The 26,572-nt window shown below is 64.1% G+C and carries 23 protein-coding genes; 7 read left to right on the forward strand and 16 right to left on the reverse strand.

The genetic code is table 11. The annotated features are described in order from the left end of the window. Nucleotides 1-41: 41 nt before the first annotated feature. Entirely contained in the window at nucleotides 42-1,178 is a 1,137-nt protein-coding gene (locus tag VOI21_RS18830) for an ABC transporter substrate-binding protein (protein ID WP_323771504.1), read from the reverse strand. Nucleotides 1,179-1,202: 24 nt separating this feature from the next. Beyond that, nucleotides 1,203-1,439 (reverse strand): Lrp/AsnC ligand binding domain-containing protein, encoded by a 237-nt coding sequence (locus tag VOI21_RS18835; protein WP_094033077.1) that lies wholly within the window; start codon nucleotides 1,437-1,439, stop codon nucleotides 1,203-1,205. A gap of 127 nt (nucleotides 1,440-1,566) precedes the next feature. Here VOI21_RS18835 and VOI21_RS18840 point away from each other — a divergent pair, with 127 nt between their 5' ends. Together VOI21_RS18840 and VOI21_RS18845 are read left to right on the forward strand one after the other, a co-directional pair. Then, nucleotides 1,567-2,352 (forward strand): SDR family oxidoreductase, encoded by a 786-nt coding sequence (locus VOI21_RS18840; protein ID WP_323771505.1) that lies wholly within the window; start codon nucleotides 1,567-1,569, stop codon nucleotides 2,350-2,352. Nucleotides 2,353-2,362: 10 nt separating this feature from the next. Further along, nucleotides 2,363-3,214 carry an SMP-30/gluconolactonase/LRE family protein gene (locus tag VOI21_RS18845; protein ID WP_323771506.1) on the forward strand — a complete coding sequence of 284 codons (852 nt, stop codon included), beginning with the start codon at nucleotides 2,363-2,365 and terminating at the stop codon, nucleotides 3,212-3,214. 87 nt (nucleotides 3,215-3,301) lie between these two features. Here the strand turns inward: VOI21_RS18845 and VOI21_RS18850 are convergent, their stop codons facing one another. Further along, the gene (locus VOI21_RS18850) at nucleotides 3,302-3,772 is read right to left on the reverse strand and encodes a hypothetical protein (protein WP_323771507.1); all 471 of its coding nucleotides are present in this window, start codon (nucleotides 3,770-3,772) and stop codon (nucleotides 3,302-3,304) included. Nucleotides 3,773-4,127: 355 nt separating this feature from the next. On the opposite strand from VOI21_RS18850, the gene tsaA reads away from it, so the two are divergent. Further along, nucleotides 4,128-4,625, forward strand: a complete 498-nt coding sequence (tsaA, locus tag VOI21_RS18855; protein WP_323771508.1) for a tRNA (N6-threonylcarbamoyladenosine(37)-N6)-methyltransferase TrmO — start codon at nucleotides 4,128-4,130, stop codon at nucleotides 4,623-4,625. On the opposite strand, the gene VOI21_RS18860 is transcribed toward tsaA, so the two are convergent. Together VOI21_RS18860 and VOI21_RS18865 are read right to left on the reverse strand one after the other, a co-directional pair. Beyond that, entirely contained in the window at nucleotides 4,617-6,125 is a 1,509-nt protein-coding gene (locus VOI21_RS18860; protein ID WP_323771509.1) for a malonyl-CoA synthase, read from the reverse strand. The two genes, tsaA and VOI21_RS18860, sit on opposite strands and share 9 nt — an antisense overlap. A gap of 67 nt (nucleotides 6,126-6,192) precedes the next feature. Next, complete coding sequence (locus VOI21_RS18865) at nucleotides 6,193-8,787, reverse strand: ATP-binding protein (protein ID WP_323771510.1); 2,595 nt, start codon at nucleotides 8,785-8,787, stop codon at nucleotides 6,193-6,195. A gap of 284 nt (nucleotides 8,788-9,071) precedes the next feature. On the opposite strand from VOI21_RS18865, the gene VOI21_RS18870 reads away from it, so the two are divergent. Beyond that, a complete protein-coding gene (locus VOI21_RS18870) occupies nucleotides 9,072-9,674 on the forward strand; it encodes a response regulator transcription factor (RefSeq protein ID WP_323771714.1) in 603 nt (200 codons plus the stop codon). Nucleotides 9,675-9,683: 9 nt separating this feature from the next. Here the strand turns inward: VOI21_RS18870 and VOI21_RS18875 are convergent, their stop codons facing one another. Continuing rightward, a complete protein-coding gene (locus VOI21_RS18875; protein ID WP_323771511.1) occupies nucleotides 9,684-10,172 on the reverse strand; it encodes a histidine phosphatase family protein in 489 nt (162 codons plus the stop codon). A 109-nt stretch (nucleotides 10,173-10,281) separates the two neighbouring features. Further along, entirely contained in the window at nucleotides 10,282-13,233 is a 2,952-nt protein-coding gene (gene ileS / locus VOI21_RS18880) for an isoleucine--tRNA ligase (RefSeq protein WP_323771512.1), read from the reverse strand. Between the two features lie 413 nt (nucleotides 13,234-13,646). Between ileS and VOI21_RS18885 the strand changes: the two genes are divergently transcribed. Together VOI21_RS18885 and VOI21_RS18890 are read left to right on the forward strand one after the other, a co-directional pair. Beyond that, a complete protein-coding gene (locus VOI21_RS18885) occupies nucleotides 13,647-13,931 on the forward strand; it encodes a hypothetical protein (protein WP_323771513.1) in 285 nt (94 codons plus the stop codon). Nucleotides 13,932-14,089: 158 nt separating this feature from the next. Beyond that, on the forward strand, nucleotides 14,090-15,262 hold the full coding sequence (locus tag VOI21_RS18890) for an NAD(P)/FAD-dependent oxidoreductase (protein ID WP_323771514.1): 1,173 nt from the start codon (nucleotides 14,090-14,092) through the stop codon (nucleotides 15,260-15,262). Between the two features lie 6 nt (nucleotides 15,263-15,268). Here the strand turns inward: VOI21_RS18890 and VOI21_RS18895 are convergent, their stop codons facing one another. The 5 genes from VOI21_RS18895 to VOI21_RS18915 all read right to left on the reverse strand — a co-directional run bounded on the left by VOI21_RS18895 (nucleotide 15,269) and on the right by VOI21_RS18915 (nucleotide 21,866). Continuing rightward, nucleotides 15,269-15,976, reverse strand: a complete 708-nt coding sequence (locus tag VOI21_RS18895; RefSeq protein ID WP_323771715.1) for a VIT1/CCC1 transporter family protein — start codon at nucleotides 15,974-15,976, stop codon at nucleotides 15,269-15,271. Between the two features lie 83 nt (nucleotides 15,977-16,059). After that, nucleotides 16,060-18,780 (reverse strand): DUF2339 domain-containing protein, encoded by a 2,721-nt coding sequence (locus tag VOI21_RS18900; protein ID WP_323771515.1) that lies wholly within the window; start codon nucleotides 18,778-18,780, stop codon nucleotides 16,060-16,062. A gap of 196 nt (nucleotides 18,781-18,976) precedes the next feature. Next, nucleotides 18,977-19,990: a TIGR01620 family protein gene (locus VOI21_RS18905; protein WP_323771516.1), complete on the reverse strand. Its 1,014-nt coding sequence runs from the start codon at nucleotides 19,988-19,990 to the stop codon at nucleotides 18,977-18,979. Then, nucleotides 19,987-20,454, reverse strand: a complete 468-nt coding sequence (locus VOI21_RS18910) for a GNAT family N-acetyltransferase (protein WP_323771517.1) — start codon at nucleotides 20,452-20,454, stop codon at nucleotides 19,987-19,989. Before VOI21_RS18910 ends, VOI21_RS18905 begins: the two co-directional genes overlap by 4 nt. Next, the gene (locus tag VOI21_RS18915) at nucleotides 20,451-21,866 is read right to left on the reverse strand and encodes a YcjX family protein (RefSeq protein ID WP_323771518.1); all 1,416 of its coding nucleotides are present in this window, start codon (nucleotides 21,864-21,866) and stop codon (nucleotides 20,451-20,453) included. The genes VOI21_RS18910 and VOI21_RS18915 overlap by 4 nt, the downstream gene beginning before the upstream one ends. Nucleotides 21,867-22,063: 197 nt before the next feature. Here VOI21_RS18915 and truA point away from each other — a divergent pair, with 197 nt between their 5' ends. Continuing rightward, nucleotides 22,064-22,831, forward strand: coding sequence for a tRNA pseudouridine(38-40) synthase TruA (gene truA, locus VOI21_RS18920; RefSeq protein WP_323771519.1), 768 nt, complete (start codon nucleotides 22,064-22,066; stop codon nucleotides 22,829-22,831). Nucleotides 22,832-22,835: 4 nt separating this feature from the next. On the opposite strand, the gene VOI21_RS18925 is transcribed toward truA, so the two are convergent. From VOI21_RS18925 to VOI21_RS18940, 4 genes are all read right to left on the reverse strand, one after another. Then, nucleotides 22,836-23,633 (reverse strand): phytanoyl-CoA dioxygenase family protein, encoded by a 798-nt coding sequence (locus tag VOI21_RS18925; protein WP_323771520.1) that lies wholly within the window; start codon nucleotides 23,631-23,633, stop codon nucleotides 22,836-22,838. A gap of 68 nt (nucleotides 23,634-23,701) precedes the next feature. Next, entirely contained in the window at nucleotides 23,702-24,235 is a 534-nt protein-coding gene (locus VOI21_RS18930) for an RICIN domain-containing protein (RefSeq protein WP_323771521.1), read from the reverse strand. A 102-nt stretch (nucleotides 24,236-24,337) separates the two neighbouring features. Next, nucleotides 24,338-24,859 carry a hypothetical protein gene (locus tag VOI21_RS18935; RefSeq protein ID WP_323771522.1) on the reverse strand — a complete coding sequence of 174 codons (522 nt, stop codon included), beginning with the start codon at nucleotides 24,857-24,859 and terminating at the stop codon, nucleotides 24,338-24,340. Continuing rightward, nucleotides 24,856-26,487, reverse strand: coding sequence for a hypothetical protein (locus VOI21_RS18940; protein ID WP_323771523.1), 1,632 nt, complete (start codon nucleotides 26,485-26,487; stop codon nucleotides 24,856-24,858). The genes VOI21_RS18935 and VOI21_RS18940 overlap by 4 nt, the downstream gene beginning before the upstream one ends. Nucleotides 26,488-26,572: the final 85 nt, after the last annotated feature.

Here is a 26,572-nt window from a genome sequence, read left to right on the forward strand (position 1 = left end):
GCGTCTTGGGGGCAGGCGGCACGCCACCCGCCCCCTTGTCGTCACATCTTGCAGTCAACGCCGTAGGGATCGGCGTAGTTTTCCGCCGCAGGACCCACCAGACGGTTGGTGACCACGTCGCCCTCCTTGACCACTTCGCGCATGTAGATGGTCTGGATCGGGTGGTGGTTGTCGGCGAACTTGAACGCCCCGCGCACCGATTGGAAATCCGCCGCCTTCAGCGCCGCGCGGAACGCATCCGCGTCCGTCACATCCGCCGCGGCAGAGGCCGAAATCAGCAGCAATGCCGTATCAAACCCCTGCGCCGCGTAAAGCGACGGCAGCCGCCCGTATTTCTCGCTGAACGAGGCCACGAATTCGGCATTGCCGGGCGCGTCCAGATCCTTGGACCAATGCGCGGTGTTCTTCACACCCAGCGCAGCATCGCCAATCGCGCCCAGAATTCCCTGATCAAAAGAGAATGCAGGCCCGATCACCGGCACCTCTGCGCCCGAGCCAGAGTATTGCTTCATAAAGGAAATCCCCATCCCGCCGGGCAGGAAGTAATACAGGATATCCGCGTCCGAGGCCTTGATCTGCGCAATCTCGGCGGCGTAGTCGGTCTGGCCCAACTTGGTATAGACCTCCTCGGCGATCTCACCGCCAAAGCCGCGCTTGAAGCCGGTGATCGCATCCTTGCCCGCCGGATAGTTCGGCGCCATGACAAAGGCCTTCTTCGATCCGTCCGCCGCCGCATAGGCGCCCGCCGCCTCGTGAAAGGCGTCGTTCTGCCATGCCACGTTAAAGTAATTCTGGTGGCACCCCCGCCCGGCCAGCTGCGACGGACCGGCGTTCGGCGACAGGTAGAACTTGCCCTGCGCGGTCACCGATGGCACCACCGCCATCGCAAGGTTCGACCAGATGATGCCGGTCAGCACGTCCACATTTTCCGACTGCACCAGCTTGTCCGCCAGTTGCACCGCCACGTCCGGCTTGCGCTGATCGTCCTCGATCACCACCTCGATGTCGTCACGGCCCGACTGTTCGATCGCCAGCATAAAGCCGTCGCGCACGTCGATGCCAAGGCCCGCGCCGCCGCCCGACAGCGTGGTGATCATGCCCACCTTCACCTCGGCCGCAGCCGCGCCCGCCAGCGCGGCGCAGACCGCGCTGCCCAGTGCCAATGTCTTGAAATTCATAAAAGTCTCCCCGTCGTCTGTTGTCTAGAACGCCCTGAACGTCAGCGTTGTCAGGGTGCGTTCGATCCCGTCGATATCCAGCAGGTTGTCGTTGATGAACTTGCCCGTGTCGTCCTCTTCCGGGATGTACATCTTGAGCAGCAGGTCATACTCGCCGCTGGTCGAGTACAACTCGGAATGGATTTCGCGCAGGGCGATGTCTCCGGCCACGCGGTAGGCCGTGCCGGGGCGGCATCTGATCTGGACGAATACGCAGTTCATGGAACCCTCTCTTGCGGTGTGCCCAGACTAGAACCGATATCGCGCCGTGATTCCAGCCCTTTGAGGGGACTTGCGCTACGCGACGTGCCGCGTGACAGTGGCAGCGCAATCATGGGGGAGGAGCACGATGGACGAGACCCGGAACACGATCCCCGTCCACCCGGACCTGCGCGGCGCATCGGTGTTCATCACCGGCGGTGGCGCCGGGATCGGCGCCGCCCTAACAGAGGCATTCCTTCAGCAGGGGGCGCGCGTCGCCTTTGTCCAACGCTCGGATGTCTCGGTCTTTTGCGATCGGATGGAAACCCGGCACGGCAATCGCCCGCTGTTCATCCGCTGCGATGTCACCGATGAGCCCGCCTTGCGCGCCGCCATGGCCAAGGCCGCCAAGGCGCATGGCCCGATCACCGTGCTGATCAACAACGCCGCCAACGACACGCGCCACGGCACCCTCACCACCACCTCGAAAGAGTGGGACGCGCTGATTGCGGTCAACCTGAAAAGCTATTTTCTCACCACCCAGATTGCTGTGCCGATGATGCAGGCGGCGGGCGGCGGCACAATCGTCAACTTCAGTTCCATCAGCTACATGGTCGGCATGGGTGAGATGACCGCCTACACCACTGCCAACGGCGCCATCACCGCCATGACCCGTGGCCATGCCCGCGAGTTTGGCGGCGACGGCATCCGCGTCAACGCCGTCGCCCCCGGCTGGGTGCTGACAGACCGTCAGTTGCGTCTTTGGGCCAATGAAGAGGCGCTGGCCGCCTTCCTGCCGAAACAATGCCTTGGCCGCCATCTGGTCCCTCTGGACCTTGCCGGACCTGTTCTTTTTCTGGCCTCACAGGCCAGCGCCATGATCACCGGACAATGCCTTGCCGTCGATGGCGGCGTTGTCACCGTTGCCGCCTGAGGATTTTCCCATGACTGATTGCACCACCCTGTCCGACACCCGCTGCATCCTTGGCGAGGGCGCGCTATGGCACCCCCAGCGGGGCAGCTTTCTGTGGTTCGATATCCTTGGCCACCGCCTCTATGAACACGACGGCAGCGCGCAAAGACACTGGCAGTTTGACCGCGCGGTCTCTGCCGCCGGATGGGTGGACGACACCCGCCTGCTGATCGCCTCCGAACGTGACCTCTTTGTCTTTGACCTCGACGCCGGAACCGAAACCCATGTGGTTGATCTGGAGGCGGACACCCCCGTCACCCGCTCCAACGATGGCCGCGCCGACCCTTTTGGTGGTTTCTGGATCGGCACGATGGGCTACAACGCCGAAGCCGGGGCAGGGGCGATCTACCGCTATTACAAGGGCGAATTGCGCAAGCTGTATCCCGGCATCTCCATCCCCAACGCCATCTGCTTTTCCCCGGACGGAGGCTACGCCTATTTCACCGACACCCCGACCAAGATCATCCGCCGCGTCGCACTGGACGCCGAAGGCTGGCCGTTGGGCGACCCCTCGGATTGGTTGGACCTGACCCCCGAGGGGCTAAACCCCGACGGCGCCGTCACCGACGCAGCAGGTAACCTCTGGAACGCCCAATGGGGCGCCGCCCGCGTTGCCTGCTACACCCCGGACGGCACCTTCCTGCGCGCACTCCCCCTGCCCACACCCAAGATCACCTGCCCCAGCTTCGGCGGCCCCGACCTGACCACGCTCCTGCTCACCTCCGCCAGTGAGGGCCTGCCAGAGTACGAGGCGGCGGGGCAGACGTTTGTGTTCGAGACGGAGGTGAAGGGGCGCGAGGAGCCGAGGGTGTTATTGGGGTAGGGGGACTTGGGGACGCACGGCATGGGACGGATTTACAGGCCGAAGCCGAAAATGTCGTGATGCCCAAAAAACGGTGGTTTCGAACAGCTATAGGTAAACCAACGAATAAATAAATGCAGCGGTGGAGCCGATGAGTGAAAGACCCCATGTCATCGACTCTACCCAACCTTCAAGCTGACTCTTGACAGGATTTGCCTCGCGCATTTTTTTCAGTATGGTCTCCCACCCGCGCCCTTCTCCTACTATTTTTTCTTCCATACTTTGAATGTATGCGCCAATGGCCATAATTCGCATCATGATGGCAAGCCACCTCAACAATCCGAGGGCGGCGAAGAACATCGGTATTGCCAGAGAAGCTTTCATATAAAATGGATCAAGAGGCGGATTTCGCGTCAGAACCCAAGAATAAATTGCTGCCAAGCCGGCAAAAGTCTGACCTTCGACCTTCCGGCGTTCAACGACTTGAAGCTCTATTTCGCGGCGGAGTGCGTTAAATTCCGTCGCGAGAAACGCATCCCGCTTCGTGTCGTCAGAAAGATCGAGCTTAGCTTCGTCCAAGTTTCTGCCTTCGCCGCACGCCTTTTACCGCGTTCCACGCTGTTGGTCAGCCGCTTCATCAGGCTAAGCCATTCTTGCCAAAAACACTCACCTCAGTCCAGTCCCTGACGACGACCGATCATCATAGAATTGCCTCCGTCATAAATTCATGACCAGGCCCAAACGCGCCGACACCTGCGACCGCTCCACCGGCGCGTCCTCGCTCCCTCCCGCACCCCCAAACCCTAACACTCCGTAAATTCGTCTCTGCAACCTATTGAAGACGCTGCGTCACCTTGCTGTCCACACGTGGACAGCCCTCCCTGCGGCCAAAAACCCAATGGCCCAAATCCAGCCGCAAGGGCACTCTCTGCTCATGTCCAGTTCCATCCACCGAGATCAGCTCCGCCCCAGCGAAATCCATGCCGAATTGCCCCCCGCCACCGATGCGGGCCTCCGATTCATCGGCCAGATTCAGACCCCCTTCAACGTCCGCGCCGATTGCCCCAGACAGGGCGACCCCGACGGCGGCCCCGATTGCCACCTGATCCTCGACCCCATCTATGCCCCGGCCCTCGAAGGCCTCGACCAGTTCGAATTTATCGAGGTTCTCTACTGGCTGCACGAGGCCCGCCGCGACCTGCTGACCCAAAGCCCCAAGGCGGACGGCCAGACGCGCGGCACCTTTTCCGTCCGCTCACCGCTGCGCCCCAATCCCATCGGCACCTCAATCGTCCGCCTGATCGGGCGCGAGGGCGCAACCCTCACGGTGCGCGGCCTCGACTGCCTGACCGGCACGCCCTTGCTGGACATCAAACCCTACCGCTGCTCCTACGCCGTGCAGGCCCGCGCCAAGCCCGGCGTTTCAAGCTGAAAACAGCCCCGCGAACCGTTCGCGCAGCGCCGCCTTTTGCACCTTGCCCATCGTATTGCGCGGCAGCGCGTCGATCAGTTCCATGTGGCGCGGATGTTTGAACCGCGCCAGCCGCGCGGACACCTCTGCGCCGATCGCCGTCAGATCCGGCACCTCGCCGGGCTGCGGCACCAGCACCGCCACCGGAGTCTCACCGAAGTCCGGATGCGGAACGCCCACCACGGCGGATTCCAGAACGCCGGGCTGCGCGTCCAAAAGCTCTTCGATCTCCTTGGGGTAGATGTTGAACCCACCGGAGATGATAAGGTCCTTGCCCCGGCCCACAATGGTGACGTAGCCATCCTCGCTCATCACCGCCAGATCGCCGGTGATAAAGAAGCCATTGTCGCGCAACTCAGCGGCGGTCTTCTCCGGCATTTGCCAGTAGCCCTGAAAGACATTCGGCCCGCGCACCTCCAACACCCCGATCTCACCGCGCGGCAGTTCGGTGCCGCTGGCGTCGCAAACCTTGGCCTCGACCCCCGGCAGGGGCAGCCCCACCGTCCCGGCGCGGCGATCGCCGTCATAGGGGTTTGAAGTGCTCATGTTGGTTTCGGTCATGCCGTAACGTTCAAGGATACGGTGGCCGGTGCGGGCCTCGAACTGTTTGTGCGTCTCTGCCAGCAGCGGCGCGGAACCGGAGATGAACAGCCGCATACCCCGCGCCACGTCGCCGTCAAAGCGCGGGTTGTCCAGCAGGCGGGTGTAGAAAGTCGGCACGCCCATCAGGCTGGTGGCGCGCGGCATCCAGTCGATGAGTGCACTGGCGTCGAGTTTCGGAAAAAACACCATCGACCCGCCCGCTGCGAGGATCACGTTGGTCGCCACAAACAGGCCGTGGGTGTGAAAAATCGGCAGCGCATGCAGCAAGACATCGTCGCGGGTGAAACGCCACAGGTCGACCAGCGTCAGCGCGTTGGACAGCAGGTTGTTCTGGCTCAGCATTGCACCCTTGGAGCGGCCCGTGGTGCCGGAGGTATAGAGAAAGGCGGCAAGGTCTTCGCCGGTGCGCGGCGTGACCGGGGCTGTCGTGGGTGCGGCATTAGCCCTGTCGGTAAGACTGCCGCCCCGCGGACCCAGCGTTTCACGGCCCGCGCCGCAACGCTCTGCCACCGCGCCCAAGGCTTTTGCCTTTGACGGATCGCAGACCAACACCAACGCGCCGGAGTTCTCGACGAAATAGGCGACCTCATCGGGCGTGTAGCCGGTGTTAAGGGGCAAAAAGATCACGCCGGCCTGAATGCAGCCAAAGATCAGCGCCAGCGCGTCGGGGCACTTTTCGACCTGTAGCGCCACGCGGTCGCCCGGTTGCAGGTTCAGGCCGCGCAAGGCCCCGGCGAACTGCGCCACCCGCCCGACGAAGTCCGCATAGCTGAGGTGCTCCCCCTCCGGCAGGTGCAGGAAAACCTTGGCGTTCTGCGACTGGGGGCCAAGCAAAGTGTCGTAAAGCGGGTTGGACATTGGGGCTCTCCTGCGCGGTTTCTTGGGTGTTTAACGCCGCTGGGCGGACAGGGTAAAGCCACTGCGCCTAGTGCACCTGTTCCAATGCCTGCAACGCGACCGCCAGCTCCGCCCGCGTGGTGTCCCAGCACGCCGCCAGCTCAACAGTGCGCTTCGCCAAGACGGCGCTCTGTTCGGCCTGTGCTTCGTTGTGCAGAGCCCGCAGGAGGGCGGTCAGCTTGACACTCCCCAATACCGCGGAAGAGCCGGACAGGCGATGCGCTTCGGACGCCAGTGTGGCCAAGCCACTGCTCCCCGACAGCAACAGGTCCGGCAGAACATCGAGAAAATCGGACATCTCATCGACAAAACGGTCGTGGATGAAAGCCATGCGATCATCGGATAGATGCCGCCGCATTTCGGCTAGCTGGGTCTTGTCGATGGTCTCGCAGGTCGATGGGACAAGAGTGGGCGACGGGCCAGAGGGTCCCTTTTGCATGGCTTGCATCAAAGCCTTGCGGATCGCGTCAAGCGTCAGCGGCTTGATGAGGACCGCCTGCATTCCGGCGGAAAGGAAGGCCTCGATCTCTTGCGGCAGCGCATGTGCCGTGGTGGCGATGATCGGTGTTCCGGCGTTGATCCCCGCGCCACAGCGTATGGCGCGCGCTACGTCGATCCCGTCCATTCCGGGCATGGAAATGTCCATCAAGACAACATCGTAGCGGCGCGCTTCTGCCAGCTTCAGGGCCAATTCGCCACAGGCGGCGGTCTCGACATGGTGGCGGTCGTGTTCCAGCAATTCGCGTCCGACAATCCGGTTGATCTCGTTGTCCTCGACCAACAGGATATCGCAGGGCGGCGGCACCGGGGATGGTGTCACCGGCGGACTCTCCGGCTCCGGCAGGTCTGGATGGTCCTGCTCTGGCGGAGCAAGCGGCAGTCGCAGCCAGAATACGCTGCCGTCGCCCGGTTCGCTTTCTACGTCCAGTTCGCCGTCGAGTGCCGTGGCCAGTCGCCGGGAAATGCCCAGCCCCAACCCGGTGCCCGACGTGCTGCGCCCATAGGTGCTGTCGATGGTGACGAAGTCCTCAAATATGCGGTCAAGATCCGCCTCGGCGATGCCGATGCCGGTATCGGTCACCCTCAGTTCGACCGCCTCCAGCCCGTTGCTGCAATCGGCCTCGATGGCGATGCGGCCATTGCGGGTGAACTTGATCGCGTTGCTCACGAGGTTCAGCAGGATCTGGCGCAGCCTGTCCGGATCGCCGTGGACGTGGTGCAGTTCCGGGTTCGGCGGCACCAAAACAAGAGTGTTGCCATGCAGCGCCGCGTTCTGGCGCTGGTTGTCGATGGTCTCTTCCAGCAATGCGATCAGATCGAACCCCGTCTTGCGCAGGCTCATCTTGCCAGCGTCCAGCCGCGAGATGTCCAGAACCTCGTTTACATGGCGCAGCAACACCCGGCCGGACTCTTTCACGATGCGCAAAAAGCGCTGGTGACGTTTGTCGAGCGCGGAATTGTCGACCAGTTCCAGTGTCCCCAGCATCCCGTTCAAAGGGGTGCGCATCTCATGGCTCATGACGGCGAGCAACTCGGCCTTTTGCTTTTCGCCAGCGATGGCGCGGTCCCGCGCGCGTTTCAGGGCGGCTTCGCTGCGGACACGGTCTGAAATGTCGCGCAGGAACGCGATGTAGATTTCGCCATGCGGGCTTTGGGCGCGGGCCAAGGACACATCGACCGGAAAGATCGAGCCGTCGCGCCGTTTGGCGTCCAGCCGGACGATGCCCTTGCCCATGAATCTTGGGCTTCCACCGCGGCGAAAGCGGGCCATCCCCTCGCGGTGAGCGTCACGGAAATGGTCCGGAATGATCAGATCGGCCATGTCTGCGCCGATGGCCTCGGAGTGCGAGTAGCCAAAAACACGCTCTGCCGCGCCGTTGTACTCAATAATGCGCCCGGCATAGTCGGATACCACCACAGCGTCGAACGCGGTCGAGAGAATGGTTTCGGTCCGTTCGCGGGTCTCACGGTTTTCCCGCGCTTCGGCATCGCTTTGGCGCGCCAGCCGGAACAGCGCCAGCGACAGGACCGCCAGCACTCCCAACAACGCCACGGTCAATAGCCCGACGCGCGCCATGCTTTCACCCAGACTGTCGCGCTGCTCATAACCCATTTCAGAGAAGAATTCGACGCCGGCCAGCGTTGCGTCGCGGACAGCGCCCCGTGCGGCGCGGGCCTCATCAGCCATCTGGGGCAAGGCGGCGCGAAGGGCCGCATCCGGCCCGTCGATGACGGGCAGCCAAATGTCCCGAAAGACCGAGATTTCGTCGATCCGGTCTTTCACGTTGCCAAAGTCCAGCAAGGTCGCGAACCTTGAACTGTCCTTGAGGGTCTGCACGCGGCTGTAGAACACATCGTAGCGCAGGCGGACTTCTTCCAGCGGGTCGATCTCGGCGCTGGCGCGCAGGGCGGCGATTTCCAGCGCCATGAGTTCCACTTCGGTCTGGCCCAGCGTCCATTGCATATTGTCCGCCGCCGACGCGGCAAGCTTGCGGACCTGCTGGCGCAGGTCAAGCACCAGCACGGCGATGGTCACGACGATCAAAAAGACGACCAGCACGGCCAGAACGCGCCGCAGACCGATTGCCGGCGCAAAAAAAGGTGTCTTTGCTTCCGGGCGCATTACCCAATCACCAAGGCGAGAGCGGTGCTGACAAGGTCGGCCAACTGGGGTCTGGGGCAACAGATCATCTTTTGCACACCTTTGTGGGTCCGTGTTCGCCAAGGCAATCCATCTATGCGCGAACATGCAAGCGGGATCGGGTCTGAGTGCCGCATCTTGGGACACAGAGTTTGGCAATGTATTTCAATTCCTGTATCTATAACTTACGAGCAAGGCACAACGAACCGGGAAAAACAGCCGGGGACCGGGAACAGCGGCGCAATGGTTTGAGTGGGGCAGAAATGATGAGAATTCTTGTGGCGGATGACCACGACTTGGTTCGTGATACGATTGCTGCCTATCTCGACGGCGCGGATGTGGATGAGGTCCGCACCGTTGCCACGCTGCAGGATGCGGTTGCGATGGCCAAGGAAAGCGGCAGCTTTGACCTTGTTCTTCTGGACTACAACATGCCGGGAATGAACGGTCTCGAAGGGCTTGATCTCATGCGGGCAGCCAATTCCGGGCGTCCGGTGGCAATCCTGTCGGGCAGTGCGACGCGGGACGTGGCCAGCGCGGCGCTGAAGGCGGGCGCACAGGGGTTCATCCCCAAGACTCTGAGCGCGCGGTCGCTGTTGTCAGCGGCGCGTTTCATGGCGGCGGGGGAGGTTTATACGCCGATCGACTTCATGAAACCCGGACGCCTCGACAAAGAAGGCGTTCTGACGCGGCGCGAACAAGAGGTTTTGCGCGGCATCTGCGAGGGCAAGGCGAACAAGGAAATCGCCCGCGACCTTGATTTGCAGGAGGTCACGGTCAAGTTGCACGTCAAGACCCTGAGCCGCAAGCTGGAGGCCCGCAACCGCACGCACGCGGCGATGATCGCGCGGGATCGCGGGCTGGCCTGACGCCGCTATCTACTCCGGCCCATAACGGCGGCGTTCGATTGTCACCCGTCCCTGCGCGTCAGACCGGATGATGTGCAGATCGCCATAGGCCAGCGGCGACGGCTCTGACAGGCGCAGGTCCTCCCAGATTGTCGCGATGTTGCCCTTGTTGCCCACCCAGATCACCACGGTTCCCGCGCCACGCTCGACCAGAGCGGGGGTAGGATTCTCCTGCGGCAGTCGTTTGACCGGCAGGCCAAGCGCCTGCGCCAGCGGGGCCGCCGTGTCGAGATTGCGCTTGATACCGGGGCTGTAGATATGCGCGACGCCCAGCCCGTCGACGGCCTTGACGAGGGCCTGCGCGCGGGCACGGCCCTTGTTGTTCAGGTCCTCGCCATCACGGTCCGCATGGCGCGTCACAATGAGGGTGGAGTTTGGCCCAAGCGCCAGATTGCCGGGCAGAACCCCGCAAGCGGCAGTGAACGAGACAAGCGAAATCAGGAAAAAGCGGCGCAGCATCGGGTCCCTCGCATCTTGTTTACCCAAGGGTAACGCGATTCAGGGCGGTCCGGCAATGCCGTGCGCGGGCCTGCCCCGGACCAGCCGGGACAGGCGAGAGATCAGGCTGTCACCCCAGCGCGTCGTTGCAACGCTTGCATGTGGCAGGATGGGCGTGAGTGCCCACGTCCGGCAGGATCTTCCAGCAGCGCTGGCATTTCTCACCATCGGCCTTTTCAAAGACGACCGTTACGCCGTCGACCTCTGGCAGGCGGAACGCCTCGGAGGGGGCGGGATCACCCGACAACACGATGTCCGAGGTGATGCAGACGTCTTCGAACGCAACCGACTTCAGCGCCGTCAGCATATCCGCCTCGCGGACATGCACCACCGGCGCGGCCTCCAGCGAGGCACCGATCACCTTATCGGTGCGCTGCACCTCCAGCGCGGCGGTCACAGCGCGGCGGGCGCGGCGGACCATCTGCCACTTGGCGGACAGCGGCTCATCCAGCCATTCCTTGGGCGTTTCCGGGATGTCTTGCAGGTGGATCGACGAGTCGTCGCCCGGGAACCGTTCCAGCCAAACCTCTTCCATGGTGAAGACAAGGATCGGGGCCAGCCATGTTGTCAGACGGTGGAACAGCAGGTCCATGACGGTGCGTGCAGCGCGGCGGCGCGCGGTGTCGCCGTCGCAATACAGCGCGTCCTTGCGGATGTCGAAGTAGAAGGCCGACAATTCCACGGTGCAGAAATTGAACAACTGCTGATAGACACCTTGGAAATCATAGGCGGCATAACCTTCGCGCACCACGTGATCCAGCTCTGCCAAACGGTGCAGGATATAGCGTTCCAGTTCCGGCATATCGGCGGCGTCGACGCGTTGATCCTCAGAGAAATGGGTCACCGCGCCCAGCATGTAGCGCAGGCAGTTGCGCATCCGGCGATAGCCGTCGGCGGTGCCTTTCAGGATCTCCGGCCCGATGCGCAAGTCGGCAGTGTAATCCGCCTGTGCCACCCAGAGCCGAAGGATATCCGCGCCGTATTGTTTGGTCACATCCTCGGGGGCCACCGTGTTGCCCAGCGATTTGGACATCTTGTTGCCCTTGGAATCCAGCGTGAACCCGTGGGTCAACACGCCACGATAAGGCGCACGACCCTTGGTGCCGCAGGCCTGCAACATGGACGAATGGAACCAGCCGCGGTGTTGGTCGGTGCCTTCGAGGTAGAGATCGGCAATGCCGTCCTCTGCCCCATCGGGACGGTCGCGCAGCACAAAGGCATGGGTCGAGCCGCTGTCGAACCACACGTCGAGGATGTCGAACACCTGTTCCCATTCCTCGGGGTCATACTCATTGCCAAGGAAGCGTGCCTTTGCGCCCGGCTTGTACCAGGCATCCGCGCCTTCGGTCTCGAACGCCTCGTTGACGCGGGCATTCACAGCCTCGTCGCGCAGGAGAAAGTCCGGATCGGTCGGCAACGCGCCTTTCTTGGTGAAGCAGGTCAGCGGCACACCCCATGCGCGCTGGCGCGACAGAACCCAGTCGGGCCGCGCCTCGATCATGGAATACAGGCGGTTGCGCCCGGTCTGCGGCGTCCACTTGACCAGTTGGTCGATGCTGGTCAGCGCCCGTTCGCGGATCGTCTTGCCATAGGTGTCCTGCCCGTCGCCGACCTCACGGTCGATGGCGGCAAACCACTGCGGCGTGTTGCGGTAGATGACCGGTGCCTTGGACCGCCAGCTATGCGGATAGCTGTGGGTCACCCGGCCACGCGCCAGCAAACCGCCTGCCGCGACCAGAGCGTCGATGACGGCAGAGTTGGCTTTGCCCTCTTTGCCCTTACGGTCAAAGACCTGTAGCCCGGCGAACAGCGGCACATGCGGCAGGAATTCGGATTCCTCACCCACGTTGTGCGTCATCCGGTCGATCCAGTTGCGCGCGACAAAGCACTCATAGTCGTCCTGACCATGGCTGGGCGCGGTGTGGACAAAGCCGGTGCCGGCATCGTCAGTGACATGGTCGCCGTCGATCATCGGCACGTCGTAGTCCCAGAACCCATCCGCGCCGTCGATCCCGCGCAGCGGGTGGGCAAGGGTCAGTCCGGCCAGTTCATCGGCGGAAACGTCGCGCACGCGCGTCCATTGTCCGTCCTCAAGCCGTGCCTTGGTCAGCACCTCTGCGGCCAGAGTGTCGGCCAATAGGTATGTGTCGCCCACCGTGGCCCAGCATTCGTCGGGCGTTCCGGTGACCTCATACAACCCGTAGGAGATAGCTGGATTATAGGCGACGGCCTTGTTCGACGGGATGGTCCAGGGGGTCGTGGTCCAGATGACAACCTTGGCCGACAACAGGTCCGTGTTCATGCAGGCGCCGGTGTTGGGAAAATCCGCCGCAGATGCGACGTTGAACTTCACCCAGATCGTGTGGCTCTTGTGGTCGTGATATTCGACCTCGGCCTCGGCCAGCGCGGTCTTTTCCACCGGCGACCACATCACGGGTTTGGACCCCTGATACAGCGTGCCGTTCATCAGGAACTTCTGGAATTCCTCGGCGATCACGCGTTCAGCGTGGAAATTCATCGTCAGGTAAGGATCGGCCCAGTTGCCGGTCACGCCAAGGCGCTGGAATTCGCCGCGCTGGATGTCGATCCAGCCTTCGGCGAACTTGCGGCATTCCTGACGGAAATCGACCACGTCGATATCGTCTTTGTTCTTGCCCTTTTCGCGGTACTGCTGCTCGATCTTCCATTCGATCGGCAGGCCGTGGCAGTCCCAGCCGGGCACATAGCGCGCGTCGCGGCCCATCATCTGCTGGGACCGCACGATGAAGTCCTTGAGCACCTTGTTCAGCGCGTGGCCGATGTGCAGGTGGCCGTTGGCGTAGGGCGGGCCGTCGTGCAGGATAAAGGGCGTGCGGCCTTCTTTTTTCTCACGCAGGCGGTCATAGACCCCCAGTCGGTCCCAGCGGTCCAGCCAGCCGGGCTCGCGCTTGGGCAGGCCCGCGCGCATCGGGAAATCGGTTTTCGGCAGGGACAGCGTGTCCTTGTAGTCGGGCAGGGTCGTGTCGGGTGTGTCGGCGCACATCTCGGGCGTCCTTTGGATCGGTCGTGTCGGTCAGGATGAAGGGGCGGCGTGAGGGCTCATACGCCTTGTCCCGGCGGCTCGTACTGTCAGAGCGCCGGGCATGTAATTCGGATGATGATCGCGAAAAAACACATCTTGCGCGCCTTATAGGACCGGACGGGGCGGGCGTCCAGAGGATGCGGGCGGGGGCGGGAACCTGCCGCAGGCACAGGCGCGCCCGGCGGATCAAAGCCGGTCGCGCGCCGCGCTGCTGTTCCGTCCGCTGGAACCCGCCGAGTCGAAACGGGCATTTCGGCAATCCTGTACCGAGAATTCCGGGGTGAGGCTGCGATCCCTTTCCTGAGCGTGCGCAATCGCCACGTTAACCGCATGCGCCGGACCTCTCCGACGCTACAGGAGGAAAGGAACGCCAAATGACTACTCAGGACCCGTACCTGCGCCAGCACGAGGCGCGTTATGCCCCCGACGAGCGGATTGACCAACGACTTGCCACCACCCGAGGATCGAAAGGGTCGGTGTTTGGCCTAGTTGTGGCGGTGGCTATAGGCTTGGCCATCGTTGCTGTCTTGTCGCTGGGCCCCGCCGCCACGACAGACCCTGTCGAGGCTCCCGTAGCTGTTGATCCTACGGGCGCGCCGATGCCAATGACGGACGCGCCTGATGCGCCGGTGGCCCCGGACGGAGCGCCCGTCGAATAAGCCCGCATGACACGCTCCCGGCTCCGGTTTTGGCTGGTCCCGGGGGCGTTCTGTGACAGCCAATGGGGCGGATCGGTCGCACCGCCTGCGTCGCTGCGTCGCTTGCGCCTTCCCGGCCAAGACGGTTTCCCTTCTTTCGGAGGAAGGGGAGGTCCGCCATGGATATTGCGATTGCCGGGGCCGGAATGGGCGGCCTTGCGGCGGCAACGGCGTTGCGCCAGTCGGGCCACAACGTCACGGTCTTTGACCAATTCGACGCGCCCGCCCCGGTCGGCTCTGGCTTGGTGGTGCAGCCCGTTGGAATGGACGTTCTGGACAGGCTGGGCGCATTGCCTGCCGCGATGGGGTGGGGCAACCGCATCCACCGCATGTTCGGCCATGAGGTTCTGAGCGGGCGTCCCGTTCTGGACGTGGCCTATGACGCCCCCGGCGATCCGCGCTTTGGTCTTGCCATTCATCGTGCAGCGCTGTTTCAGGCGCTACACGAGGCCGCGCTGGCTGCCGGGGTGCAGATAGAGCCGGGCCGCCGCGTCACCGGGCGCGCGGGGATGGAACTGCTGTTTGACGACAGACGCGAAGGGCCGTTCGAGCTGATTGTCGACGCCACCGGTACCGGCTCTCCGCTGTCTCCGATGCGCGCGCGGCCTTTGGGCTATGGTGCGCTCTGGGGCACGGTGGACTGGCCAGAGGGGACGGAACTGCCGCGCAATGAATTGCGGCAGGCTTATCGCCGCGCCGACAGGATGCTGGGCGTTCTGCCGGTGGGCCGCATTCCCGGTCAGTCGGGGTTTCGATCGTCGATTTTCTGGTCGCTCCCGGCGGGGGCTTTTGACGAATGGCGCGATGGCGGGCTAGAGGCATGGCGGGCAGAGGCGATTTCTCATTGGCCCGCCTTTGCGCCCTTTGTCGAACAGATCACCGACCCCGACCAGATGACCATGGCCCGCTATGCGCACGGCACGCTGCGGCGCCCGTTCGAGGACGGGGTGATCTACATCGGTGACGCGGCGCACCGGGCCAGCCCGCAACTGGGGCAGGGCGCGAACATGGCCTTGCTGGACGCCTGTGCCCTTGCAAGGGCACTGGAGGCCGCGCGCGGCGACGTGGCGCTGGCAGCGCAATGGTACGCGCAGGCGCGGCGTTGGCATGTGCGCGGCTACCAGTTGATGAGCCGCCTTTTCACGCCACAATATCAGGGCGACAGCCGTTGGCTGCCGGTTCTGCGGGACCGAGCGTTGTATCCACTGTCGACGGTCCGCCCGGTCCAGCGCATCCTGACCCGGCTTGTCTGCGGCGACCTGCTGCCGCCGCTGGGCTCTTTGGAGCGCTGACGCCCTTCAGCCAAACAGCGATCCTACGTAGTAGGCGATCCCTGCCGCGACCCCGCCGATGGCCAGCGTTTCCAGCCCCGACCGCCACCACGGGGCCAGTGACCAGACGCTTTTTACCGACCCGATGGCGAAAAAGGTGATCAGGGTCAGCACAGTCGCGACGGCAAAGCCCTGAGTCATGCCAATCAGGAACGGCAGCAGCGGCACAAATCCGGCCAGCAGGAAGGCGGCAAATGTCACCAGCGCCGCCCGCATCGGGTGCGGATCGACCGATCCGATGCCGTATTCGCCCTCCAGCATGGTGTCGATCCAGACCTCATGGTTCTTCGACACCTGCGCGACCGCCTCGTCCAGCGTTGGCCCTGACAGGCCCTTTTGTTCGAGGATCGCGCGCAACTCGCGCTTTTCGCCTTCCGGATGCAGGCGGATGTGACGTTCTTCGATGTCACGCAGGCGCATCTTGTTGTCGCGTTCAGCCTTGGTGGCCGAGTAATTGCCCGCAGCCATGGAAAATCCGTCCGCAAGCACGTTTGCCAGCCCCAGCGCCACGATGATGAAGGGCGACAGGCCCGCGCCCGCGACCCCGGCGACGATGGCAAAGGTCGTCACCGCGCCGTCGATAGCGCCATAAACTGCATCGCCCAGATCGCCTTTGCCCGGCGGATTGGCCAGACGTTCGGCGATCTCGTTGTCGGTGTGGCCGTGTTCGGGCAGTTGCATCCGCATGGTCCTCCGGGAATATCGCGCGCCGTGTCGCGCGAGTCCGGACGCGGGTCAAGCGCGACCGACTCGCAACCCTATGGCTCCGGGTCCGGTGTGGCGCGGGTCTGCACCCAGCGGTTGAACCACGCCAACCCGGCCAGCGACAGGCCCAGCAGCAGGAAGGAAAACACCCGCACCAGCCCGGCCAGCCCCGAGATGTCGATCAGGAACACCTTGGCCACGGCCAGTGCGATGACCGCGACACCGGCGCGGCGCAGGGCGTCGGACCGCCGCGCAAGCGCCTGATAGAACAGCCCCGCTCCGGCCAGCAGCAGAGCGACCGTATAGCTGTAGAGCTCGCCATCGCTGATGCCGTTGATCGTGTGCATGTCCAGCCCGCCTTGCCATGCATGGCGGATTGTCAGACCAAGCCAGAGCAGCGCCAGCGCCCCACCCGGCAGGCCGATCCCGATGCGCAGCCAGCGCGGCAGATGGCCCAAACGCCAAGCCCCTAGGATCAGCGCGAGGGCGGGCAACAGGTAAGCCGGGATCAGGGTGTTCAGCCCGATCACGCCATGCACCACCTGTTCCTCGAACAGCGGGTTGCCAAGGCTCACCGCCGTCAGAATGTTGCCCAGTGCCACCAGTCCAAAGACCACCGCCAGCGCCGCCCGCAGCCAGCGCATCGGGCCACCCAGCATCAGCCGTTCCAGTTGTGCCAGAGCGATGCCGATCCAGATCGTGCCGTAGAGGCCAAGGAACCAATGCACGTCTTTCTGGCCATGGCCAATATGGGCCTCGATCACGTGGTACAGCACAAGGCTGACGGTCATGCCCGCCACCGACCATGCTGCGCTTTCCAGAAAGACGCGGGCGCGCGGGCGCGGGCGCAGGGTACACAGCCAGAGCGCCGCCAGCAGGGCCGCGAGTGTGCCGCCGTAGGCCGCCAGCATCTCCAGCACCGGGGCGTCAGTGGCCCAGTCTAGGCCGGGGTCGAAGACCAGCCTGTACCCCAGCGCCAGAATGCCCGCCGCGATGAATCCGGTCATTTGCGGTAGGTCAAACCGGCGGTCCAACGCTGCGGCACTGACCACGACGGCCGCCAGCGCCAGCGTCAATGCGGCCTCTGTCAGCAGGACGGTCAGCGCAAAGGCAAGACAGGCCAGCGCCGAGACGGTGAACAGCGCGGCGCGCAGCCTGACCGCGCCATCCACGCGGGCAAATCGCGCCGCCTGCGCCACCATCAGCGCGGCCAGTGCCAGCGCGTGCAGCGCCCAGGGCCATGCCCCCAAAAGGGCGCGTGCGTCCCAGACGAAATCCAGCGCCAGACCGGCCAGCGGTGCGATCAACGCCGCGGCGGCGGCCCAGACCGCGGGGTAGCGGCCCGGTTTAAGACTGCGCCAAGCGCTTGCCAGCCCGACCAGCGTAGCGGCGAGCAGCAGCAGGCTTAGGTCAAACGGCAGGTGTTGTTCGGTCAAACCTTCTTGGGCCGCCAATCGGGCGTCCAGCGCGGCCCGTCCAGCGGCATTCAGCTCTGGCAGGGCAATCAGCGCCAGCAAGGTCAGCGCAGGCAATGCCGCCTGATCCTGCAAGGCGGGCGCGCCTCGTGACCACAGGATCAGAAGGATCGCCAGACCCGTTGCCAACCCGACCGACAATTGCCAGGTCGTGGCGCTGTACAGCGCCGCGTAACCCAGCGCGGCACAGCAGGCCACAAGCAGCGCGCCAGAGAGGATCACCGGAAAGATCGGTTTGCGCAATGTTTCGGCGGTGGCGGCCACGGTTTCCACGATGCCAAGGCCGGAATGATCCGGGGCCAGTGCGCGCGACGGGATCAGCAGCGCCAACAGGACAAGGACAACGACATAGCCCGCAAAAGAGGCCATCAGCGCCTCGTCCCCCGGAGCGGACAGCTGCAACAACAGGCCAGTGGCAAAGCCCAGCGTGACCGACAGGGCGCTAACCCAAGCCCAGCGGCGCAGCGTGTCGATGCCAAGGCCCAAGGCGGTCAGCAGGCCGAAATAGAGCAACAGCCATTCAGGGTTTTCGCTTTGTCCGCCCACCAGAAACGGCGCCGCCATGCCTCCGATCAATCCGACGGCCGCAAGCAGCGGGCCATGACGCCAGCCCAGCAAAAGGCCGAACAAAGCAATGGCGAACAACGCCCCAAGCGCCGGGCCGGGGGCCACAAGGTCATACAGCAGACGCGCCGCCAGCACGCCGCCCATCAACGACACAAGGCCCGCCCCGGACAGGACAGAGGGCAGGTAGGCCGTGGCGCTGGCCGCGTCGTCGCCAAAACGGCGGCGGATGGCCTCTCCTGCCGCGATCAGCGCCGCGCCAAAGGCCAGAGCGGCGATCACCCGCATTGTTGGCGTCAACAGGCCGGTCTCGATCCCGTATTGCACGAGGAAAATCCCCGCCAGCGCCAGAGAAACGGCTGCAATGACGTAAAACCAGTTGTCCCGCATCCAGACCCCAAGGGTCTTAAGCGCCGATGGCCCGGTGCGACGCGATGCTGTCGGCGGGGACACGGGCGATGCCTTGGGCGTTACATGCGCGGTTTGTGCTGCGGGTTTCGGCGGGGGCGCGAAAGGTTTCTCTGACACCGGCGCGGACGCTGTATTGGCAGGGCGCGCGGGCGACTTGGGCTGCGATTGCGTGGTCGAGGGGGGCGCCGCTTCGTACAGGTCCGCGACACTTCGGCTCAGCGCCGCTACCTGACGGCGAAGGCGAACATGCGCGATGATCAAAACGATCACGGCCACGGGCAAGGCAAGGACCACAAGGCCCAAGAGGACAAAAATGGCTTCCATAAAACCCGCAAGCTCCCGGTTGTTCGAAAGCGCAGTTTAAGGTCTGCCCGTTCGGCTGCACAGGTCCGGAATGCCGGACCCGTCGCGTGCCCTGCGGTATCCTGTTGTCGTCACCAAAGATGCAGCCGCGTCCCGGGCCTGTCCCGGGACCTCTTGCCCCTGCCGTCATCACCCTTGTTTCGATGGGACGCTATTCTTAGCCCTTGTCCTGCATCACCAGTCCCGACAGGCTGGACCGGATGATGGAGCGGACCGAGGGGCGTTTGCCTTTGCCAAAGGGCAGTGGCCTGCAAACCTCCATCGCGGCCACACCAACCCGGGCGGTCAGCGCGCCGTTGACCATACCCTCGCCAAAGCGGCGCGACAGCTTGCCCAGCAGGCCGCCGCCAAGGATCGGCTCCAGCATGTCATCCCCGATGGCGACCGCCCCGGTGGCCACCAGATGCGACATCACCGCCCGCGTCAGCCGCCAACTGCCCAGCGTGCCGGACCGTCCACCATAAACCTCGGCGATGCGCCGGATCATCCGCAGGTTGGCGGTCAGCGCCGCCGCTACGTCGGCCAGCGCCAGCGGCACCAGCGCTGTCACCGTCGCGACCTGCCGCGCGGCGGCCTCGACCTCGCGTCGCGCGGCGGTATCCAACGGGGCCAGCAGCGCCGTTTCGGCATGGTCCAGCAGGCCCTTGGCGTCAAAGATCTCATCGCGCTGTGCGGCCAGCTTGTCCCGGCCCCAACGCGTGTCCTCACGTCCCTTGTACAGGGACACCAGATCGTCGGTCAGCTTGCGCGCCGCCTCCAGATCCTCTGCGGCCAGAACGGTTTCGGCGGCATGGTGCAGGCTGTCGATCCGTGACAGGCGGGAAAAGGCGGCGATCTCCTTGATGACGATCATCAGGCAAACCAGTGCAAAGGCCCCAAACAGGCCGGTCACGGCCCAACCTAGAATTGGCGACGAAGCGATGAGGTCGGTCGCGAATTTCCACGCGGCGATCGAGACCAGCGTACCGACAAGAGCCATCAGCAGCCGCCAGAACCAGCGCGCCAAAACCGAAGGTTGCCGCGTCGCCAGCGCGGCAACGGTGGTCATCGCGGCCCCTTCTGGTGGGGGCAGATGCGGCTCGGGAACCGGGGGGGCCGCAGAGGGACTGGGGGCTTCTGCACCCTCATCGTCGAGGTTGATCAGGATCGGGCCCTTGGGCGGTCGGCTCATGTCTTTTGCTCCTGAAGGGGGCGGTGCCAGCGATAACGGATGTCGGGTAGGCCTTCTTCGTTCTTGTCGCCGTCGGTGCGGGCAATTTCCTTGAACCCGTGCCGCAGGTAGAACCGCTGCGCGCCAGTGTTCTGCTGAAAGGTCCACAGTTCCAGTGCGTCGGCTTGTGTCTTGGCGTCTTTCAACAGGGCTGCGCCAAGGCCCTGTCCCTGCGCCCACGATGCCACAAACAGCGCATCGACCTCAAAACCGTCGCGCGCGATAAAGGCCGCCACGTTCTCTGCCAGTTCGGCCACCGTGACCCAGCCGCGATCAATCAGCGTGCCGGCGTGTGAAATATCCTGTGCCGCCGAATGCAGGCGTGGTTTCCACGCGCGGGCGTCGACAGCCTCGGTGATCATTGCGCCAAGCTTGCCGGCATCGCCGGGTTGCGCGGGGCGCAGGGCAATCTCAGCCCCGCTCACAACCGGTCGCCGATCAGGAACTGCGCCGCGCGGTCCAGCCGGATGTGCGGCGGGCCTTCTCCGGGTTTCAGAACCAGCGGGGCGGGGGCAAAATTCATCACCGAATAATCCTGATCCAGCCATTTTTCCGCCCCGTCACGGGCGGTGCCCAGCAGATGCGACGGGTCTTCGGGCAGGGCCCCGGGGTAAAAGGCGGCTTGTTTGCCGGTCTCAAGCAACGTGCCGCGCACGCAGGGCAATTCGCTGCCGTGATGCTGGATCACCTGTTCGGTTGTGGCCCGCAGCGCGGCCAGCGACATGGCCTGCGTATTGGCCCCGGCGAACCGCGCGCGGTCCCGCGCCTCGCGGGTCAGTGCCTCCATGATGGCGGTCAGTTTGCCGTGCTGAAGGTGGTGCAGGTGGTCCGCCTTGGTTGCAGCGAACAGGATCTTTTCGACGCGCTTACCCATGAAAAGGCTGGTCAGAAAGGCGTTGGTGCCGGGGCGAAAGGCGGTGAGGATATCCGCCAGCGTGCGGCGCAGATCCTCCATCGCGCGAGGACCGGCGTGGATCGCTCCCAGCGCATCGACCAGCACGATTTGCCGGTCGATGCGGCTGAAATGGTCGCGGAAAAACGGTTTGACGACGCGCGACTTGTAGCTGTCAAAGCGACGCTCAAACTCGCGGTACAGCGACCGGCGCGGGGCGCTGTCAACGGGTGGCAGCGGCGCGAAGGTCAGAACCGGAGAGCCTTCAAGCTCACCCGGCAGAAGGAACCGCCCGGGCGAGCAGTCGGAAAACCCAGCGTTACGGGCGGTGTGCAGTGAGGCCGTGTAGGCGTCAGACAGCAGGCGGGCGCGGGTCTCATCGAGGTCCTGTTTGGTGTCCTCACCCTCTAGCAAGGTGCGGGTTTCCGGCCCGTCAGGACGCAGGGCAAGCCGGTCCAGCATGTCGCGCGACCAATCGGCGTAGGATTTGTCCAGCAGCGACAGGTCCAGCAGCCATTCTCCGGGATAATCGACAATATCGAGGTGCAGGGTGCGCGGCCCTTGCAGACCTGCCAACAGCCCGGCGGGTCGGATCCGCAACGACAGGCGCAGTTCCGACACTGCGCGGGTGCTGTCGGGCCAATGTGGTTGGCGGGCCGTGAGCGCGGCAAGATGGGTCTCGTAGTCGAAGCGCGGCAGGGTGTCGTCGGGCTGCGGCTGCAAAAAAGCGGACAGGATGCGGTTTTCGCTTTCGGCCACCAGTTGCGGCATCCGGGCGCGGTCCATCAGGTTGGCGACGAGCGAGGTGATAAAGACGGTCTTGCCGGCCCGCGATAACCCGGTCACGCCCAACCGCAGGGTCGGCTCAAAGAACGTCTCCGACAGGGTGCCGGTGATGTTTTCAACGCTGCGGGTGAGTGTGTCGGCGATGGTGCCAATGACCATGAGGGATGGGCCTTGTCCTGCGGTTCGCTGGCAACTTAGTCATTGGTCGGTCGGGGGGCCAGAGGGGCGGGCGGGGAATGTGGCCGATGTTGCGCCCGCGCGCGTGGCGGGCGTCCCACCCGCCCATCCCCGCCCGCCACGCGCGCGGACCCGTCACGGGATTGCCCTTGGTCCGGCGGGGCGCTAGGAGGCGGTCCATGCCCAGATATGCATTACTCGTGGAATATGATGGCCGCCCCTTCGCGGGCTGGCAGCGGCAGGCGGACCAGCCGTCGGTGCAGGGTGCCATAGAGGCGGCGCTGGCGCGGCTGGAACCGCGCAACCACACCATCGCGGCGGCGGGGCGCACCGATGCGGGGGTTCATGCCCGCGGGCAGGTGGCGCAATGCGATATGGTCAAGGACTGGGACGCGTTCCGTCTGTCCGAGGCGCTGAACCATCATCTAAAGCCGTTGCCGGTGGCGATCCGCCAAGCGGCGCGGGTCGACGACGACTGGCATGCGCGGTTTTCGGCGGTCGAGCGGCGCTATCTGTTCCGGCTTATGACGCGGCGTGCGCCCGCGACGCTGGAGGCGGGGCAGGTCTGGCGCGTGAACCATCAGCTGGATGTCGATGCGATGCGCGAAGGCGCGGCGCATCTGATCGGCCATCATGACTTTACCACCTTTCGATCAGTGATGTGCCAGTCCAAATCGCCGGTGAAAACGCTGGACGAGATCGCGATAGAGCGTGTTGACGGGCTGGGTGGTCCGGAAATTCATTTCCGGCTCCGCGCGCGGTCCTTCCTGCACAATCAGGTCCGCTCCATCGTCGGCACGCTGGAGCGGGTTGGCGTTGGGGCCTGGCCGCCGGATCGGGTGAAGTCCGCGTTGGAGGCACGTTCAAGGCCCGCCTGCGGGCCGGTCTGCCCGCCCGACGGGTTGAGCCTGATGGGTGTCGGCTATCCTGCGGACCCGTTCGCCTGAACGCTCAGCGCCGGAAGAGCACCGGGAACCAGTCTTCGCGCAGGCGCTGGCCTTGGGTCATGTCGTGACCGGGGAAGGGCGGCGAGGTTGGCCCCGGACGGGTTGTATAGCGCGCATCATCACCCACCATCCGCAGCGAAAAGGCGCGGCGGCGAGTGTCGCTGTTGTTGCCGCGCGCGCCGTGCAGGATGCCATAGTTAAAGGCCACTGCATCGCCCGGTTCCAATGTCCATTCGCGGATTTCCATGCCTTCGGCGTCCGGATCGGGCACCGGCATGTAGGCGCTGTCATCCGGGTAAAAGTTGTCCTCGGACAGCCAGCGGGTCGGCAGTACGGGTTTCTCCCAAAGGTGTGAGCCTGCGACGCAGCGCAGCGTCGCCTCCGTCACCGGGTCCAATGGACTCCAGAAACTGACGGTCTGGCGACCTTCGACAAAGTAATAAGGGCCGTCCTGATGCCAGGGCGTGGGTTTCGACGTGCCGGGTTCCTTGACCAGCACATGATCGTGGAACAGCTGTGCGCTGTCCGATTGCATGAGGTCGGCGGCGACCTCGGCGGCGGGGCTGGTGCGGATGACCTGCTCAAATTCCGGGATGCGCTGCCAGTTGCAGTAATCGTCGAAAAAGCGCCCGCCTTCGCCCGCTTTCAGGTTTTCGGCCGCGTAGGGCCCGGGATCGGCCATGTTGCGGGCGACGCCCTCGCGCAGTGTCTCTACGTGATCGGCAAACAGGCCGCGCACCACCACCACGCCGTCGCGCTGGAAGGTGGCGATGTCATCGGGGGTCAGAAGGGGGTGTGGCATGGTCTCTCCGATTTTCACCGGAGAGAAACACGGCACCTGTGCAGGGGCAAGAGGGCGCGCTGTATCGGTCAGTTGCCTGCGTTGACGAATTTCCAAAGCTGGCCGGAGACGTTCTGGCAGTTGTCCATGAAGGCCGCGCCGCCCAGCGTCGACTCGGGGGAGTACCGGTTGCCTTCGAGGCATTTCCCTTCACCCTGAAACTGGGTTTTCAAACGGTACCAGCCGTCGCCTTGCGATTCTATCTTCCAAAGCTGGCCAGAGACGTTCTGGCAGTTGTCCATGAAGGCCGCGCCACCCAGCGTCGATTCAGGAGCGTAGCGGTTGCCTTCAAGGCATTTTCCCTCACCTTGGAAAATTGTCTTTAGCCGGTACCAGCCGTTGCCCTGCGACTGAATCTTCCACATCTGCCCAGTGACATTCTGGCAGGTGTCCATGAAGGCCGCGCCGCCCAGCGTCGAGTCCGGGGAATAGCGGTTGCCTTCGAAACACTTGTTTTCCGGGGCTTGGAACATGGTTTGCAGTCGGTAGGTGCCAGAGAAATCCTGTGCAACTGCGGGACCAGCGACGACAACAGCCAAAAAGGCCGCGAATAGTTTTTTCATTTGGTAATCCATTTTCTAAATTGCGGCGCAAAAGCGCGCCACACCGAGATGATTGCAGTGCGATGAATATTTAATCAAGTGCGCGCTTGCTGCCTGCCATCGTCAGTCATTGTCGATATTGCCTGCCCCGGCCCCGGCATCGCGGGACGTTCCTGAAGAGGGAACATAGGTTTCGGACGCCAACCGTCCAAAGTGGTCGATCAGTTCCGCCGGGGCGTCGATGCGGGCAGGCAGTCGGGGGCGGGACGGGGTGTCAATGTGGGCGCATACGGTGAGGCGCGGCAGGCCGTCTTCGGACTGATCGACCTTCGCCCGCTCAATGTGGCAATTCAACAATGCAGCGTAGGCCAAAACCAATGCCTCGTCTCCGGGCTGCAAGGTCAATGTGACCTCCGGACCGGTGAGGGTGAGGGCGCGCTGAACGTCCTCGATCAACAGCGGCAGGCGCAGCACCGGGCTGTCGGTTGCATCGGTCAGCGCGCGTTCCAGCACCTCGGGCGAACCGCCCTCCGACAGGTGATGTACGGTGGCCGCGCCAAAAAGTTCGGCTTGCCGTGGTGGGAACCCCGCCCCGCGCGCGGCCTTTTGCGCGAGGCCCGCAATTTCGTTGGCGGAAAAGCTCATGCGGTCAGACCTGCCAGCCACCAGTCGTCCGCGCGGTCCGTCCTAAGGTCTTCTGGCAGTGGGGCGCCCTGCGCCAGCGCGATCCGCGTCCAACGGTCAGATTTTGGATCAAACTTTGTCGCCCCAAAGAACGCCAGCTTGCAGCGCAGCATATCGATGGGCAGGCAGGTGTCGGCAATCAGGTTGTCACGGATTTCCGAATAGGGGTGGCGCACCACACAGGCCACACGCGTCAGCGCCAATTCATGCTGGGGCAGCGCGGCCCGAAAGGCGCGCAGGTCGTCGATGCCGTCCAGCGCGCGATACAGCGCCTGTACCCGGCGGGCGATGTCCAAAGGGCTTTCCCGCTCGGCCCCCGGTTCGGAAAAACGATCCCCGATCCGGGGTTCCAGTTTTTCCTCCGAGACATACCAGAACCGTTGCTGCTGGGTCGGGTGGCCGAAGTCAAACCGCAAGGCCCAGCCAAAATGCGTCTCAATCGCCTCACGCAGGGCCGCAACAGACCCAAAAACGGAAACAGGCGGGCCAAGCGGATCTGCCATCTGGTCGGACAGGTCGTCAACGATGTCGCCAAACGGCTCCAGCACCAGCGCCACGCAAAGTTCCTGAGTGTCGGGCGAATAGGCCTGCGAGGCGCGGAACAATGCATCTATCGGCCGGTCGCCGGGCAGATCGGCCAGCACGTCACGCACCGCTGGCCATTCCGCGCGCAGCAGGTCGATCCGGGATTGATGCAGCGGGTCGGGCACCTGCCATTCGGCCAGATGGGCGGCGGCCCGATCAGCGAGACGGATCAGCCTGTCGTGTTGCGCGGCGGTCAACGCCGGCAAGGCACGGACACGGGCCAGCGCGGTTTCGCGGGCTGCGATCCAGTTGTTGAGCAGGACAGGGTGCGACACGAGGAAAGGTGCCATCCCCAACCCGGTCGAATTCCCAATCCCGAGGTGACGCTTCAGGTGCGGGTCCAGCGCGGCACCGCCAAGGTGTTCGACAAGGTCGTGGGTAAAGCTGCGGATCATCCAGACGGTCAGCATTTCGGCGGCGAAGGGGCCTTCGATGCCGGGGCGGCCCTCGATCAGGGCACGGTCGGCGATGCCGAACTTTCCGTTGCCGTAGACTGCGGTGGTGCGCATCAGGTAGCCGACGCTGTTGATCAGATCGGCGTCGGGTTGCAGGCCCGCGCGCAGGCGGTCGACCACATGGGCGAAGAGGCGCACCGACTTGTTGGCCCGGCTCAGCACGAGATCGCGTTCGGTGAACCGCGCGGCCTCTTGTTTCGGGGCGTTGGCGCAGATGCGGTCGATTTCCGCAGCATCCGGGACCCCGTCATACAGCACATAGGTCGTGTCCCATGCGGTGGCGATCACGCGGTCGGTGCGCATCTCGTCGGGCAAATGGGTCGAGACAGCGACGAGGCTATAATCATGCCCCCCCAGCGCGATGGTATAGACCGCATGGCCATAGCCCTGCGCATCGATCCGCCAGACCGGACGGATCAGCCGCGCACCTTCGCGGGCAAGGCGGCGGGTCAGCACACGCAGAAAACTTAGCCGGGTCGGAAACGCGCATCCCATGCGCCCCAGTCGCATCACAAGGGAAGGTGGCCGCAGTTCGGTTTGCGGAGGCATGGGCGCAAGGTCTTTCATGCAGTGACTGTGCCACCGGATCTGCCATGAGGGAAGAGGCACGGTATTGCGCCTTGGTCTTGTGGCG

It is taken from the genome of Antarctobacter sp., from assembly GCF_034670325.1.
Classification (GTDB): domain Bacteria; phylum Pseudomonadota; class Alphaproteobacteria; order Rhodobacterales; family Rhodobacteraceae; genus Antarctobacter.